The sequence below is a fragment of the Paenibacillus pectinilyticus genome, assembly GCF_001700435.1.
GTDB classification, from domain to species: domain Bacteria; phylum Bacillota; class Bacilli; order Paenibacillales; family NBRC-103111; genus Paenibacillus_E; species Paenibacillus_E pectinilyticus.
Genome location: NZ_LYPC01000014.1, coordinates 75,956 through 90,848, shown reverse-complemented (window position 1 = coordinate 90,848; position 14,893 = coordinate 75,956). Strand labels below are relative to the sequence as shown.

General features: G+C 45.6%; 17 protein-coding genes. 2 read left to right on the top strand and 15 right to left on the bottom strand.

The genetic code is table 11. The features are described 5' to 3' along the window. Positions 1-32 precede the first annotated feature (32 nt). The 3 genes from ruvA to A8709_RS08055 all read right to left on the bottom strand — a co-directional run bounded on the left by ruvA (position 33) and on the right by A8709_RS08055 (position 2,015). A complete protein-coding gene (ruvA, locus tag A8709_RS08065) occupies positions 33-662 on the bottom strand; it encodes a Holliday junction branch migration protein RuvA (protein WP_065851812.1) in 630 nt (209 codons plus the stop codon). Further along, positions 659-1,162: a crossover junction endodeoxyribonuclease RuvC gene (gene ruvC, locus A8709_RS08060; protein ID WP_065851810.1), complete on the bottom strand. Its 504-nt coding sequence runs from the start codon at positions 1,160-1,162 to the stop codon at positions 659-661. The genes ruvA and ruvC overlap by 4 nt, the downstream gene beginning before the upstream one ends. A gap of 130 nt (positions 1,163-1,292) precedes the next feature. Then, on the bottom strand, positions 1,293-2,015 hold the full coding sequence (locus A8709_RS08055) for a BofC C-terminal domain-containing protein (protein WP_084224855.1): 723 nt from the start codon (positions 2,013-2,015) through the stop codon (positions 1,293-1,295). 454 nt (positions 2,016-2,469) lie between these two features. Between A8709_RS08055 and sigW the strand changes: the two genes are divergently transcribed. After that, positions 2,470-3,081 carry an RNA polymerase sigma factor SigW gene (gene sigW / locus A8709_RS08050; RefSeq protein ID WP_065851807.1) on the top strand — a complete coding sequence of 204 codons (612 nt, stop codon included), beginning with the start codon at positions 2,470-2,472 and terminating at the stop codon, positions 3,079-3,081. A 66-nt stretch (positions 3,082-3,147) separates the two neighbouring features. Here the strand turns inward: sigW and A8709_RS08045 are convergent, their stop codons facing one another. From A8709_RS08045 to A8709_RS08025, 5 genes are all read right to left on the bottom strand, one after another. Beyond that, on the bottom strand, positions 3,148-4,440 hold the full coding sequence (locus tag A8709_RS08045) for a LysM peptidoglycan-binding domain-containing protein (RefSeq protein WP_065851806.1): 1,293 nt from the start codon (positions 4,438-4,440) through the stop codon (positions 3,148-3,150). A 204-nt stretch (positions 4,441-4,644) separates the two neighbouring features. Next, entirely contained in the window at positions 4,645-5,508 is an 864-nt protein-coding gene (gene pheA / locus A8709_RS08040; protein ID WP_065851804.1) for a prephenate dehydratase, read from the bottom strand. Continuing rightward, positions 5,505-6,482: a homoserine kinase gene (gene thrB / locus A8709_RS08035; protein WP_065851803.1), complete on the bottom strand. Its 978-nt coding sequence runs from the start codon at positions 6,480-6,482 to the stop codon at positions 5,505-5,507. Before thrB ends, pheA begins: the two co-directional genes overlap by 4 nt. Before the next feature lie 67 nt (positions 6,483-6,549). Then, positions 6,550-7,836, bottom strand: a complete 1,287-nt coding sequence (locus tag A8709_RS08030; RefSeq protein WP_065851801.1) for a homoserine dehydrogenase — start codon at positions 7,834-7,836, stop codon at positions 6,550-6,552. A 29-nt stretch (positions 7,837-7,865) separates the two neighbouring features. Then, on the bottom strand, positions 7,866-8,348 hold the full coding sequence (locus A8709_RS08025) for an ACT domain-containing protein (protein WP_065851799.1): 483 nt from the start codon (positions 8,346-8,348) through the stop codon (positions 7,866-7,868). Positions 8,349-8,515: 167 nt separating this feature from the next. Between A8709_RS08025 and A8709_RS08020 the strand changes: the two genes are divergently transcribed. Then, complete coding sequence (locus tag A8709_RS08020; protein WP_065851797.1) at positions 8,516-9,025, top strand: NUDIX hydrolase; 510 nt, start codon at positions 8,516-8,518, stop codon at positions 9,023-9,025. A gap of 94 nt (positions 9,026-9,119) precedes the next feature. On the opposite strand, the gene A8709_RS08015 is transcribed toward A8709_RS08020, so the two are convergent. The 7 genes from A8709_RS08015 to rplU all read right to left on the bottom strand — a co-directional run bounded on the left by A8709_RS08015 (position 9,120) and on the right by rplU (position 14,876). Continuing rightward, the gene (locus tag A8709_RS08015) at positions 9,120-10,097 is read right to left on the bottom strand and encodes a C40 family peptidase (RefSeq protein WP_065851795.1); all 978 of its coding nucleotides are present in this window, start codon (positions 10,095-10,097) and stop codon (positions 9,120-9,122) included. Between the two features lie 183 nt (positions 10,098-10,280). After that, complete coding sequence (locus A8709_RS08010) at positions 10,281-11,357, bottom strand: anthranilate phosphoribosyltransferase (RefSeq protein ID WP_065851794.1); 1,077 nt, start codon at positions 11,355-11,357, stop codon at positions 10,281-10,283. A gap of 180 nt (positions 11,358-11,537) precedes the next feature. Then, on the bottom strand, positions 11,538-12,842 hold the full coding sequence (gene obgE, locus A8709_RS08005) for a GTPase ObgE (RefSeq protein WP_065851792.1): 1,305 nt from the start codon (positions 12,840-12,842) through the stop codon (positions 11,538-11,540). Between the two features lie 92 nt (positions 12,843-12,934). After that, positions 12,935-13,759, bottom strand: a complete 825-nt coding sequence (locus A8709_RS08000) for a Spo0B domain-containing protein (protein ID WP_167357029.1) — start codon at positions 13,757-13,759, stop codon at positions 12,935-12,937. Positions 13,760-13,880: 121 nt separating this feature from the next. Beyond that, positions 13,881-14,195, bottom strand: a complete 315-nt coding sequence (rpmA, locus tag A8709_RS07995; RefSeq protein ID WP_036742986.1) for a 50S ribosomal protein L27 — start codon at positions 14,193-14,195, stop codon at positions 13,881-13,883. A 4-nt stretch (positions 14,196-14,199) separates the two neighbouring features. Next, the gene (locus tag A8709_RS07990; protein WP_065851788.1) at positions 14,200-14,553 is read right to left on the bottom strand and encodes a ribosomal-processing cysteine protease Prp; all 354 of its coding nucleotides are present in this window, start codon (positions 14,551-14,553) and stop codon (positions 14,200-14,202) included. Positions 14,554-14,564: 11 nt separating this feature from the next. Then, entirely contained in the window at positions 14,565-14,876 is a 312-nt protein-coding gene (gene rplU / locus A8709_RS07985) for a 50S ribosomal protein L21 (protein ID WP_065851786.1), read from the bottom strand. Positions 14,877-14,893: the final 17 nt, after the last annotated feature.

The window sequence follows — 14,893 nt, the reverse complement described above, 5'->3', positions numbered from 1 at the left end:
GGTGTCCTCCTAAATTTGCACGTTCATTGTTTCTACATCGTGAATAGCGCTTGCAGGGCAAGTTTCACTAGCACATCAACCGAATCCGACGGCTGTGCTTTGGGCTTCACTTGCAGCCATGCGCGATCAACCTCTGCCTCTGTGTAGCCTAATGTCATCAAGGCTTCCTTCGCCTCGCTCCATGGCAAGCCGCCTTCGGTTAATTGCGCCGAACCAACAACGCTTAAAGCGACCGCTGCTTCTGGACTGGAGAAGCTTACAGAACCAAGCTTATCTTTCAAATCTAGGACAATACGCTGCGCTGTCTTCTTCCCGATACCTGGAAGCTTCGTAAGAAACGCTAGATTCTCTTGACTTATGGCCAAAATAACCGCTTCCGGTCGACCGCCTGCTGCCAGAATACCTAGTGCTACTTTAGGTCCGATGCCGCTCACTTCTAGTAATAAACGGAACAATGCCTGCTCATCCCGTGTCATGAAACCAAAAAGAAGATGCGCGTCCTCGCGCACATGATAATGAATGAATAGCGTGACGTCTTCATTTTCCATATGTGAAAGCGCGTAAGGATTCGGGCAGAATACACGATAACCAACGCCATTCACATCAAGGACTGCATAATCACTTTCTCGTAGGGCCACCTTACCGCGTAAGAAATCTATCATCGTTTCCTGACCTCATTTATTCTAGATTGAAGGGAAGAGGAATGGGCATGGCAAATTGCGATGGCTAACGCATCAGCGACATCATCCGGCTTCGGCACTTGCGTCAGCTTTAACAAAATTTTGACCATTTCCTGCACCTGCTTCTTCTCTGCCTTGCCATAGCCAACAACCGCTTGTTTAACCTGAAGCGGCGTATATTCAGCAACTGGCAAGCCAGCCTGCACGCCCGCTAGGATCATGACACCCCGCGCTTGACCAACTGTAAACGCCGTTGTTACGTTACGATTAAAAAATAATTTCTCAATAGACATCACGTCTGGTTTATACTTCTCTATCAATTGAACTGTAGCGTCATAGACATCTTTCAATCGGATGCCTGGATCCGTATGTGCTTCCGTCTGAATCGAACCGTACTGTACTGGAACTAGCTTACTGCCGATTTTATCAATAAAGCCAAAGCCAACGATCGCGATCCCCGGATCTATCCCTAGAATACGCAAAGAATTTCTCTCCTATCTCTTAAAAGGCGAACATATGTAGTCATTTCAATTATAGCAGAAATAAAAAAAAAGAGATAGACTCGGGAATTCCCGAAGCTATCTCTTTCCATTTCCAATCTATGCTATTTGTTCATCGACTTGACATTGCACCCTCAGTCACTTCTATGGCATAATCGCTGAATGTAGATAATACGCTATTATACTCCGCTATGTCGGAGACTCGGATTCCTTCATGCAGCTGGTCGACCGTTTCTCGAGGTAAACTGCTTTCTAATTGCTCAATATTTAATTGGAAAAAGGTTCGAATGATCTGATTATTAGCAGGTGTACCATTGAATAACGATAAATTGCTGCTGCCATCAATACCGAATACCGCCTTTTCCTTACATTCAGGTGATAAGTCTTCAATATTTTCTTTAAAAGTAACGTCACCAGAAGATGCCTGGATCGTAAGTTGCCAGTTAGGATGTTGCTTTTGCAGGGAAATTAACTCTTGTGACGAATGTAATCCCAAGGAACTGCGTTCTTCACCACACACATAGGACTTGAGCAAATAGCTTTCTCTGCGATCTGTGATGCCTTGCAACAGTTTAGTCGCTTCCTGAAGACGGTTATCAGAGTCCGGCTTTAAACCAGCGAGTGTCGCACGGACGGCGCCTTTGGGAGTTTGCGGGTCTTGATCACCTAGTAAGCCGTTTGTTGCATATACTAACCAAGTAACTGTACCAACCAAAACGAACATACCAAGGGTCAACCAACTGCGCTTCCAGCGTAGCCTTTTTTTCAATTGCTTCAAGAACCAAAGTACATTCACGAAATCCCCTTCTTCTTGTTTTTTCCGTATTGTTTCCATTTGCATGAAGCACTATACATCATTTACCATAGTAGACAAGAGAATTAAACCAATCTAAACGGATGGTGAAAGCAAACCATGAACGGTAGAAAACCTATTAAACGAACAACACTCCTTATGATCGGTGTCATCTTATTTTGGGGAAGTGTTGCTCTGTGGAACGAAACGCATAAGAATGATAACATTCCTTCTATTTCCAATAAAACCAGTGTTTCCCATACTAATCCAAGTCCGCATTCTTAATCGTCACCAAACCTCCATGATTCCGGTAACAAATGGTTAAAAATAAGCACTCGTACACAATTGAATTTGACTGTAGCCACAGAAATGATATAGTCAAAGATAGAAGAAAATTGCTCATAGGCATGCATGATTGACGATATATATGTAATAGGCAATTGCGATAGCTTCTTCGCACCGTTTTCTATACGACAACTCTAAGGAGGGAAACATCATGAATGTGGCAGAACTTCAATTAATTCAACTATCCAGACGGGGCGACCGCAACGCTTTCGTGGAGTTAGTCGAACTCTATCGCAGTAAGATACAAAAGCTTGCTTTTCGGATGCTGCATAACCGACCCGATTCGGAGGATATTGTTCAGGAAACCTTTATCCGCGTTTATTTGAACCTAAACCACTTTGATGAAAGCCAGAATTTCTCCACTTGGATTTATCGAATCGGGAAGAATGTGGCCATCGACCTTTTGCGCAAAAAAAGACCCGTCCAATCCCTTGATGCGGAACTGAACGATCAAGATGACGATTACAGCTATTACAGTAAGCTGGCTAGTCAAGATCAATCACCTGAGCATGCGGTGCTCCAAACCGAAGTTCAAGAGCATATGCACGCTTCAATCAATAAGTTAGCGGATAAATACAAAGGGATTATTACGCTCTACTATCTCGAGGAGCTCTCTCTTCAAGAAATTAGCGAGCGAATGAATTTACCCATCACTACCGTCAAAACCCGCTTACACCGTGGACGCGAGCTCCTTCGCAAAAAGTGGGGCATGCATTTTGTCATCGGTTTAATGACCTTTTTCACATTGGGCATGATTGCTTAATCATCCCTTTACAATAACAAAGAAGCCCTCTTCCACGTTTGTGGTTTGGGGCTTCTTTTTATTCACTTAAAAATTGATCCAAGGGGTATTCGGTCTGCTCGTTTCCCGTTTTTCAGAAGCTCTTTGCTGATCTCTTAGGAACGAACTCAATGCAGAAGCACCTGAAAGCTTTACTTTACGTGTAGAACGGCTCGCATTTGATTTCGATTTTGCCGTTTTTTGATTATCGCGGATGTCAATTTCGAGCTCTGCCTCGGTATCAGAAACTTTCTTAAGCTCATGCGTATGCACTTGAGGTAGAATCGTTGACTCATAAGGAGTTTGGAAATCATCCCCTGCTCCCGCATAAGGAATACCATATGGATCATGTTGAAATGCATAATGCTGCGCCATTTGGGCATCGTACGGCATCGCAGGCGGATAAAAACCAGGCATTGACGGCCCAACTTGCGGCATGGTGTCCCATGGATTTCCCATCGGCACATTCGGAAAGTTGGCTGGATAGGTCATCCAAGGCTGCTCATTCATAGGAGGACCTCCGCAACCGCACCCCTCATCAACCGAGGATACCGGTGCGGTCATTGCTGGAAAGTGCTCAAAAGGTTCTTCTTGATGGGAAGGATACGTTGAATATGGCATGGCTTCATGATGTTGCTCTGGATAAACAGAGACTTCTGTTGCGGATATATGAAATTGATGAAAGGGATGCACCGCTTGCCCATAAGGCTCATGAAGTCCAACGTGATCTGTCATGGGTGCCGGCATGGATGGCATTGACGGTGTCGCCATCGGTGCTTGCGGGTACATTTGCTGCGGTATCATAGGAACAGCTTCACCTGTTGATAGAGGCGGAGCTTCAACTTCCGGCATAGCAGGACTTGGCATGATCGGCTGCTGATACACATTTTCAGGCGCCATTGGCTGCGGCTCGGTCATAGGTGCCATCGGTACAGGTGCAAACGGTTCCGTCGAGAGTTTCGTCGACGTGTGATGATGTTGATGACTATGTGTGTGTCCATCCCCATGCTGCGCTTTGGGTACAAAGACGATGTCACCCGTCATAAGTACATTTGGATTTTTCAGATGTGCATTCGCCTGAATCATCGCTTGCAGCGGCACATCCCATGCTTTGCCAAGCTTCCACAAGCTATCGCCTTGCTGAACGACATGCTTGTAAACATACTCCGATGGTGGTTCTACGTGTTTCGGTCCAGATGGAATTTTCACCTTCATCCCAATATCAATCTGGTTCGGATCCGCAATCTGTGGATTCAGTGCAATAATTTGATCTAGGCTGGTTTGGTATTTTTTCGCGAGCTCGTACAGGGAATCGCCTTTTTTGACAATATGGATTTTCAAAACCATACCTCCTTAAAGTTTTCTTTAGAAAACTCACTTCGTAAGCAGCTCCTTCGCGTTAACCTTCGTAAGAACAATGAACTTGGCCGCGTAAGCATTCGCTTATTCACAATAATGATATTACAGTTTATGCGCGATCCTAGGCTTTTGCCCCTTTCATGCAAAAAAAATCCCTCACGTTATTAACGTAAGGGATTCGCTCTGTTAACCTATATAGGAATAGCTCGGGTAACAACCCAAAATACGAACCTGACAACCGATCGCTTCAATCTCCTGAATGGCCGAAGGCAGCAGCACAGAGTCCATGTTACCAGCAATATCAATGTAAAAATAATAATTACCAAGCTTCTTCTTCGTAGGCTTAGATTCAATTTTCGAGAGATTGATTCTACGCCAAGCAAAAGCAGAGAGCACTTGATGCAGGGCACCCGGATAGTCCTCGGGCAACGTAACAAGGATCGTCGTCTTCATCGCTTCTGACGACTTTAGCTCCGATGCTTCTTTCCCCACAAGTAAGAAACGCGTCATATTATCCTTATGATCCTGAATTTCCCTTTGCAGCATCGGAACACCATAATTCGTAGAAGCTATGGCTGTGCCTATGGCAGCTACTGTGGGATCTTGCAGCGTCGATACGATACGTACCCCTTCAGCAGTTGAACTAATTTGTTCAAACTCAGCGCCTTGCAAATATTGCTTCATAAAGCGGCTGCACTGTGCAGGGACTACTTGATGAGACAATACTTTACGAATGTGACCATAGGGATTCGCGTCGTCAAGAACGCCTTCAGGGCTCGGATATCCGATGAGATTCATATCAATGGGAAATACCCATTCTGCCCGAATCGGAAGATCGACTTCATGCACTAACCAATCGACATGGAGATGTACAGAGCCTTCTAACGTATTTTCGATCGGGATGACACTTAGATCCGTTTCTCCCGTTGCTGTCGCGTTAAAAACCTCAGAAATCAGTTTATAGGACACATACTCAAAGCTTTCTCCTAGAAAATGACGTGTAGCTTCCTCTGAAAATGTGCTGGGCCCAAGAATGGCAACTCGCTTCATACTAGAACCTCTCTTTCCACTAAGGAAAGCAGCCCTTCATCTCCACTTAGGAGCTCTGTTGTTGTCACACCTTCTTGACTTGGCTTTAACCATAACATTTGCGCTTGAATGTTTTCCTTCGCCAATGTTTCCTCAAGGAATGATTCCAGCTCCGTTTTCTGCTCGCTGCGTGCATCCACCAAGGCAAGCATCGTCGGCCCCGCTCCACTTAGCGCTACACCGAGCGCGCCATGTTGCTCACATTCCTCCAGCAAAGTCTTCATACCAGGAATGAGTGCTGCGCGGTATGGCTGATGCAGTCGATCCTTCATCGCATGACGAATCATCTCAAGGTTGCCCGTACTTAGCGCCGCGACGAGCAAGGAGGAGTGACTCAGATTGTACACAGCATCCTTCATCGAAACATGCTGCGGCATAACGCCTCTCGCCTTCTCCGTAGTTAGCTGGAAGGCTGGTATCGCAACCAGCACCTCCAGATTGTTATCAGGTTCAATGCGGATTGATTCCGCCCTCGCGTCGTCCCAGAACGCGACGACAATGCCGCCGTAAAGACTAGCACCTACATTGTCAGGGTGCTTCTCCAGACGGGAAGCGATTTGAAACAACTCATACGTTGTAAAGCGATTTCCAATAAGTGCGTTCGCCCCAGCAAGCGCACCAACAATCGCGGAAGCGCTGCTGCCGAGCCCGCGTGTAAGCGGGATTTCGCTATACATCGCAATTTCAAGCTCCGGATGCGAAACGCCCGCTTTATCAAAGACCATTTGAGCCACTTTATAGATCAAATTGGACTTATCGGTTGGAATCCCATGCATCTGATCACCGATCAACTGGATGGTCGTGTGATCCGAAATCGCCATATCAATCCAAGCATATAAGTTCAAGGCCATCCCCAGAGAGTCAAAGCCGGGACCTAGATTTGCCGTACTTGCCGGTACTTTCACTCTTACCTTTTGTTCTATCTTGTAGCTCATGTCGAAATTGCGCCTCTCTTCGCTTATGATATCCGCAACTGCAACGAAGCAGCTCCTTGTCCGGTTCCTATCCTTCTACGCGATATACGCTCTTAATCGCATGAATAACGTCCATGGAATCAAATTGTTTTAACACATTTTTCATACTAGCCTGATTCGCATCATGGGTAATGATGATGATTTCGGCTTTCGGGTTCGTTTTATTCGGATGTTGGAATACGGATTCCAAGCTCACTTCATGCTCCGCAAAAATTTGTGTAATTTGAGCAAGCACACCTGCTTTATCCTCTACATGAAGTAAGATAAAGTTTTTAGAAGCGATTTGTTCGTCTGTTTTGAGCTTCATCTCTTTGTACGGAGCTTGAACTGTCTGACCGTTAATGCCTAACTTCAAGTTGCGCACAACAGCCACCAAATCCGCTACAACAGATGTTGCTGTAGGAAGCTCCCCAGCTCCTGCGCCGTAGAACATCGTTTCACCAACCGCTTCACCTGTTACATACACTGCGTTAAATACGCCGTTTACAGAAGCTAGTGGATGCGAGCTTTTGACCATTGTCGGTTGTACACTCACAGAGATATGACCATCGTGATTTTCAGCAATGCCGAGCAGCTTCACTTCATAGCCTAATTTTTTACCATATTGAATATCTTCCTTCGTGACTTTGGAAATCCCTCTTGCTTCAACATCGCTCAAAGCGACATTCGCATGGAATCCTAGCGTCGACAGGATCGTCATTTTACGAGCAGCATCTAAGCCTTCCACATCGGAAGTTGGGTCTGCTTCTGCGTAGCCAAGCTCCTGTGCTTCCTTCAATACATCCGCATAGGCCGCGCCTTCTTGACTCATTTTAGTCAAAATATAGTTCGTTGTGCCGTTCACAATCCCCATGATCTTCGTAATCCGATCGGACGAGAAGCCTTCAACTAGGGCACGAATAATCGGAATTCCACCCGCAACGCTGGCTTCATAGAAAACATCGCAGTTATTCTCAGCCGCTTTGGCAAGAATTTCAGCACCATGCATCGCCATTAGATCTTTATTTGCAGTTACAATATGCTTGCCATTCCCAAGAGCCGTAAGAATGTGTGCTTTCGTAGCTTCTACGCCGCCCATGACTTCAACAACGATATCGATCTCGCTATCGCCTATTACGTCCCAAACGCTCTCCGTAAGCTTATCTGCATCCACTGAAATGTTACGCAGCTTTGATTTATCTTGTACTAGAATTTTGGAAATTTCGATCGCAGATCCGGTTTGACGCTGTAAATCCTCTTGATGCCCTTCAATGATACGAACAACACCTGTTCCTACTGTTCCTAAACCGAGTAAACCTACCTTGATGGGTTTCATTTCATTACCTCCTGAATTTATATGCTAGCTTAACTGCCTTGACCGATGACCATGGCACGCTTGACTCCGTCTTGTGCTCCAAGGCGATCTACGATTTCTCGAATCTCTTCGCCCATGGATGAAATTTCTAAGGAAATGACGACGTTGGCCATCCCTTGTAGTGGAATGGTTTGGTGGATGGTGAGTACATTCCCATCCAGATTCGCGATCAACGCGAGCACCCGGGATAGAATCCCTGAGCGATGCTCCAAATCCATCGATATCGTAATAATTCGTTCACGATCCAGCTTACTTAGCGGATGAATACCATCCTTATACTTATAGAAGGCGCTCCGGCTCAGCCCGACTTGCTCCACGGCATCGTGAATCGTCTTGACTTCCCCCCGTGCAAGCAGCTCTTTGGCTTGCGCTGTCTTGAGAATACCTTCTGGCAGAATGTCCTCGCGGACTAAGTAGTACCGCTCAGGTCCGATGTGCTTAATGGTTGGAAGAAACTCTTTGCTCTCCGGCACCCAACTACCGTCCTCTCCAAAAAGACTATTGTTTCTCTATAGTGGACATTATATCGAAACATGCCTTATGAAGCAATAGGCAAAATACATCCAAGCATTCGCCTTTGCAGCCCCTTCCCTTTGTATGATAAGCTGAGACGGAATTCTCGAAGAGAGGGGAACTCTCCATGATCACTTTACGTATGATGTCTACCGCACTTATTTGGAACCAACGCGACGAGCTCCTTATGATGAAACGTGCCTTAACCCGCACGCTTTCTCCCGGTCTATGGGCTGCTATAGGAGGTCATCTCGAACCCCACGAAATCAGCCAACCCCGTGTTGCCTGTTTGCGTGAAATATGGGAAGAAACCGGTATCGAGCACGATGAAATTCAAGACTTACGTCTTCAATATGTCTTGCTTCGCCTGAATGGCCAAGAAATACGTCAACAGTTTTTCTATGTAGGCTCAACCGATGTCAATCCTCGCATTGTTACATCGGAAGGTGATCTGCATTGGATTCCTAGAGCATCCATCCTAGATCGGCCGATGCCTTTTATCTTTCGCTCTTTGCTCGAACATTATTTCACCGTTGGCGCTACACCGCATCCTTGGATAGGCTCAGCGGGGCTTGATCTAAACACAGAAGCTCCCACCATTCACTGGAACCCTTTACTTGATCCCCTTCAGATTTAACGGAAGGCTAGTCCCTAAATTGGACAAAAGCAGACAACGCGGAAGCGTTGTCTGCTCTTTATTTTGCCATACTATTTGCCCTGCCTATAGCTATCTATAGCGCACTTCCTCCGAATAGGAAGCGATATTCCCAGTGCTTATTCGCGATCGAGTCGATTCGAACACCACCGCTTTCCTTCGAGTACGTGGATAAAATTTGACCATCGCCTAAATAAATAGCGACATGTGTGATCGTTTGCGTTGCCTTGTTGATCCCAGCATAATTCGACTGCGCTGTGCCTCTGTAATCCATGAAGAACATAAGATCGCCAACCTTCAGGTTGTGCCAATCCGTCACATTATGTCCCAGCGACTTCACAAACGCGCCTTGACCTCTTGAATCACTTGGCAGCTTAAGACCAATACCGTCTAAGAAAGCTTGGCGGACAAAATCAGAACAATCAAACGTCGCTGTATTATCCCGACTGGATCCATATTCATAAGGCGTTCCTAAGTATTTCTTTCCTGCGGCAATGACCTTTTGAATTTTTTCACTTGTCGTTCCGCCACTTACCGGAGGCGTTACGGTTCCACCGGAAGTTGAAATGTATGTAGGACTTGTACTCACGTAACCTTCACGACCGTCTGACGCCCTGACCTTATACCAATAGTCATTGACCTTCTGAAGGATTGTAACCGTTTCACCCGCTTTTAGATAGCGGATCCGAGTCGCATTCTGATCAGCTGCAGTTCGGAAACTTACACTGGCTACAATGCGTCCAGTTCCTGTTGCCGGTGCTGTAGTTTGACCGCTTGCTTGTATGTACTTAGCATTTGTAGAAACGTAACCGATTTGTCCATTCGTAACTTGAACTCTATACCAATAGGCATTTACTTTCTCGATGATGGAAACAGGCTCTCCTACTTTTAAATAGCGGATTCGAGTCGAATTCTCATCAGGGCTTTGTCGAAAGCTTACGCTGCTAATAACTTGTCCTGTCGTTGCAGCAGACGCTGCTTTAGGTAAAGGGATTGTAACGGCACCAAATATAAGAGAAGGGATAAGGGCAAAAGTTAGAATATGTTTCTTCATGATGTTAGCCTCCTAGCGTGATTTACTTACCATTCATGCTCTCGCTAGTAAATGGTAACATATCCATTGATTAAGGTTTAGCTGTAACATCTACCAATTAGGGTACCCCCTCAAAATTAACAGCTTTTTCCCGAAAATAAAGACCCCCATTCGCCGTATACGAACCAGCATCTTGGTAGGTCTTCATCCGATTTGTGTCGAAGAATTATCGTTATCTAATCCATCTTGCAGCTTTAATTGCTGACTCTGATCCACCCAACGCTGCATGACTTTGTGTGCTTCATTCCGTCTGAGCAGCGATTCAGCAAGCTGAAAGCCCTCCTCATAGCTGTCTACTTTGTCAAACCATTTCAATCGCAAACCTGTATTGAAAATAACATGATCACGTTCCGATTTAACAGCGCTGCCCTCTTCACCCGCAATGATTCGCTTCACCATCTCGATCTGCTCCTCTTTATTAAGCACGGGTAAAGGCGCACTTGTAAATCCAAACTTCTGCGGTTCAACGACAAGAGACTCATCTCCCCAGGGAGTCACTATTCGTATCGTACTGCTCGCGTAGAGAGGCAAATCCTCCGAACCATCAATGCCATTGATCATATAAGCTTGCTGAAAGCCAGAACGCATCGAGATGGGGATCAGAGACTCCATAACTTTGCGATGTTCAACGCCAATAATGACGCTCGACGAAAGCACAGGGTTTAAGACCCGTTCCAGCGTATCAAAAACCGTTCGTATGCCCAATTGTTCTCGCACCTGCTTCAACCGTCCCATTGGCGGGCACAGCTGCTCAGTAGGCAGAAAACCAATATGTAACTGCGCAAGTTGAGACTGCCAGGATTTGATGGATAACTGCATGGATACACCAAAGCCTTCTACAATCTCCTTTACTCCCGTCCCTTGGCGTGACGACAAGGCCTCTCCCCCGTGCAGAACCTGTGTAAACCCCACAGATGCGAGCAAGAGACTGACAGGCAACGTAATTGGGAATCGCTTTCTCCCCTCCGTTGGCCCCGTTGAATTGAGTGAATTAGGTTGAGAACGGTAATTCAAGGAATTGTGGCGATACACATCGATGAAAGCCATTAATTCCTCATCCGCTTCCCCTTTCATACATAATGCCATTAGAAATGCTGCACATTGCGCATCTGTCGAATCCCCGTTAGCCATTTGATTAGCTGCTTCTACCGCCTCATCATAGGTTAAATCCCGCATCTTGTGCTGCTCAGCACCCATTGCTTGAATCCACTGTTTCAACATAATCCCTCCTTTCTATCCACACTCGCTAAACTATATGTTAGTTTTATTGACATTGAAATTCCGATTAATATTAAAATGGTAAATCTTTTATTGAATGATGTCAAGTATCATGACATTAAATAGCACCTTAGAACTAAGTACAACAAAAAAGCACCTATCCCTCAGGATAAGTGCTTAGTTTTATAAGTTGTTCTCATCGAATTCGAAATCAAAGTCACCGATTTGGATCGTTTGACCATGAACCGCACCACGTTTACGCAGTTCATCATCAATGCCCATGTTACGCAAAATACGAGCAAAACGTGCTATGCCGTCCTGCGTTGTGAAATTCGTCCGTTTGATCAACTTCTCAATCGATGGACTCTCGATAACGAATACATCATTGTCACGACGAATCGTGAAATCATTTTCTTCGCGTTTTTCGAAACGATACACTTTGCGTTCTTCTGTCTCGGATACAACTCCAACCTCAGGTGCATTCGGGATGCTTTCTACGATGTCAGAAATCTTATACAGCAATTCCTGAACACCGCCGCGCGTTAAGGCCGAAATCGGGTATACATCAAGCTCTTTGCCATCGGCAGCTAACTGCTCTTTGAACAAAGCCAAATTATCTTCGGATTCCGGCATATCCATCTTGTTCGCTACAACAATCTGTGGACGTTGCTCCAGCTTGGCATTGTATAACTTGATTTCTTCATTAATTTTGACGAAATCCTCATAAGGATCACGTCCGTCTGCTGCTGACATGTCTACGACATGCACGATCACTCGGGTCCGTTCCACGTGACGTAGGAACTCATGGCCAAGCCCAACGCCTTCGTGAGCGCCCTCAATCAGACCAGGAAGATCCGCCATCACGAAGCTGCGGCCATCGCCTACATCAACCACACCCAAGTTCGGCGTTAGTGTTGTAAAATGGTACGCGGCAATTTTCGGTTTCGCAGCCGAAACGACGGATAGTAAGGTTGATTTTCCCACGCTTGGGAAACCGACAAGCCCTACATCAGCCATCACTTTCATTTCGAGAATAACCCAACGTTCTACGCCTTCTTCACCGTTCTCAGCGATCTCAGGCGCTGTGACCCTAGCTGTAGCGAAGCGACAATTCCCTCTTCCGCCTCGACCACCCTTGGCAACGACAACTTCTTGCCCATGGCGCGTCAAGTCCGCAATCACTTCTTGCGTATCATCATCAATGATTGTCGTCCCTGGCGGGATACGAACGATCATATGTTCCGAATTGGCTCCGTGCATCGATTTGTTGCGGCCTTTCTCGCCGCGCTCCGCTTTAAAATGCTTTTGATAACGGAAATCCATCAATGTACGCAGACCTTCATCCACTCGGAAAACGACGTCGCCGCCATTCCCTCCGTCACCACCAGCAGGACCGCCTTCTGGTACATACTTCTCACGGCGGAAAGCAACTAAACCGTCACCACCGTCGCCGCCTTTTACAAAAATCTTAGCCTTATCAACAAACATTTATCTACACCTCAACTAAGAATAAACGACCCACCTTCTTACAATTGCCGAGCGTTTACCCTGATATATGAATATTTTGAGAAATACTCGATTTATGTATGAAATGGTAAGCGCAAGGCGATACCTGCTTCTCCCTCTTGCCATTCAACATCTTCAAGCGAATATCGTGAATCTTTTGATTCAAATTGTTCGTTTACGGATTGCTCAAGTTGCTCCCGGTTATAGGGGCCTTGATATACAAAATCAAGCAGTAAGCCATCTTCTTGAACATCAAACTCCAAGCTGATTGTCCCACATTCCCCTTCATCGAATGCTGTATGCGCTTCGATACAGGCAACCATTTGACGAACTAATCGCTCGATCAATCCATCCTGGAGTGGGAGTTGTCCAAGGTTCATTTCTTGTTCGACTTCCACATTCAGTTCCAAAGTCTTGGACTGAACACGGAAATGAAGCAAGTAAGCAATAAAGGATGGGATCCCCAGCTTGGAGAGATTGCTTTCCTGCTGCATAGTCATTTTTATTTTTTCCATATAAGGTCGTAAATTATCAAACTTCTTCATTTGAATATAGCCAAATAAAATTTGGGTATCATTCATCCAATCATGACGTAAGCGATTCACGACAGCAATCAGTTTATGATGAGCGTCTTGTTCTTGTTGCTCGCGCTTAGAATCCCACTTTTGTTCTAGTCTAACAACTTCTATCCGCCAAACCGTATACCCGCCTGTTAGAACAAGAAGTAATAAGAATGCCCTGATCATCCAAGCCTCAGCAATTAACATGCCAGTCAATTCGATGAATACCATGGCTAATAAATAGACTTGCGTACTGCCCAATCGCTTCATTCTCCGCCCGCCCCGTTCTCCGCTTAATAACCGTTCATCCAGTATATCATGCTGACTGGTAAACTTCACCAAACAAACGAGAAAACCCCTGCCCTCGACCATCCGAAATGAGTGATCACGGTTAGAGGTTTTTTCCATACTTTTTTAGAAAAAATCCCTGGATGAACTTGACGCTCACCAGGGATTCTAATTACGCTTCTAGTGCTGCAGCTACTGGAGCTACATCAACTGGGTATACGCTCACTTTTTTGCGATCGCGGCCCAAACGCTCGAATTTCACTACGCCTTGTACCAAAGCGAAAAGTGTATCATCCGAACCGATGCCTACGTTCGTTCCTGGGTGAATTTTCGTACCGCGTTGGCGGTAGAGAATGCTTCCAGCAGTAACAGTTTGACCGTCAGCACGTTTAGCGCCAAGGCGCTTAGAGTGTGAGTCACGACCGTTCTTTGTGGAACCTACCCCTTTTTTGGAAGCGAATAACTGGAGATCCAATTTCAAAAACATGGTGTTATCCTCCTTTGTGATAGATTGTTTCAATCGTTATATAATCACCGTAAGTTTGTTCAATCGTTTGGAGCATGACGAGCATCGATTCTATAATTAACTGTACTTGATTCCAAGTTTCAGAATTGTCGCGTGCACTATCTGGGATGGTTACATCCAGCAGTCCAGGCTCCATCTCGTGAATCGGAATCACACCGGTCAAGGATTCTATCGAATTACATGTACCAACGGAGATCGCTGATACCGCGGCGCAGACTAAGTCTTTGCCTTTCACGTCAAACTCAGCATGGCCTTCCACTACAAAAGAAAGAATGTGAGGTGTATCCAGTGCAAGACGTTCTATGGTCACGTAGATCATAGGCTTGTCTCTTACGCTTGGATTTTCTCAACTACTACTCTTGTGTACGGTTGACGATGACCTTGCTTTTTGTGATAGTTTTTCTTCGGTTTGTATTTAAACACGATTACTTTAGCGCCTTTGCCGTGTTTCTCCACTTTCGCGGAAACTGAAGCACCTGCAACCAATGGGGAACCTACTACTAGGCCATCCTCTTTGGAAACCAAGAACACACGATCAAAAGAAACAACCTCACCTTCAGCAGCGTTCAATTTTTCGATGTAAAGAACATCGCCCTCTTGAACTTTGTACTGTTTACCACCTGTTTCAATAATTGCGTACATTTTCACTTACCTCCTCA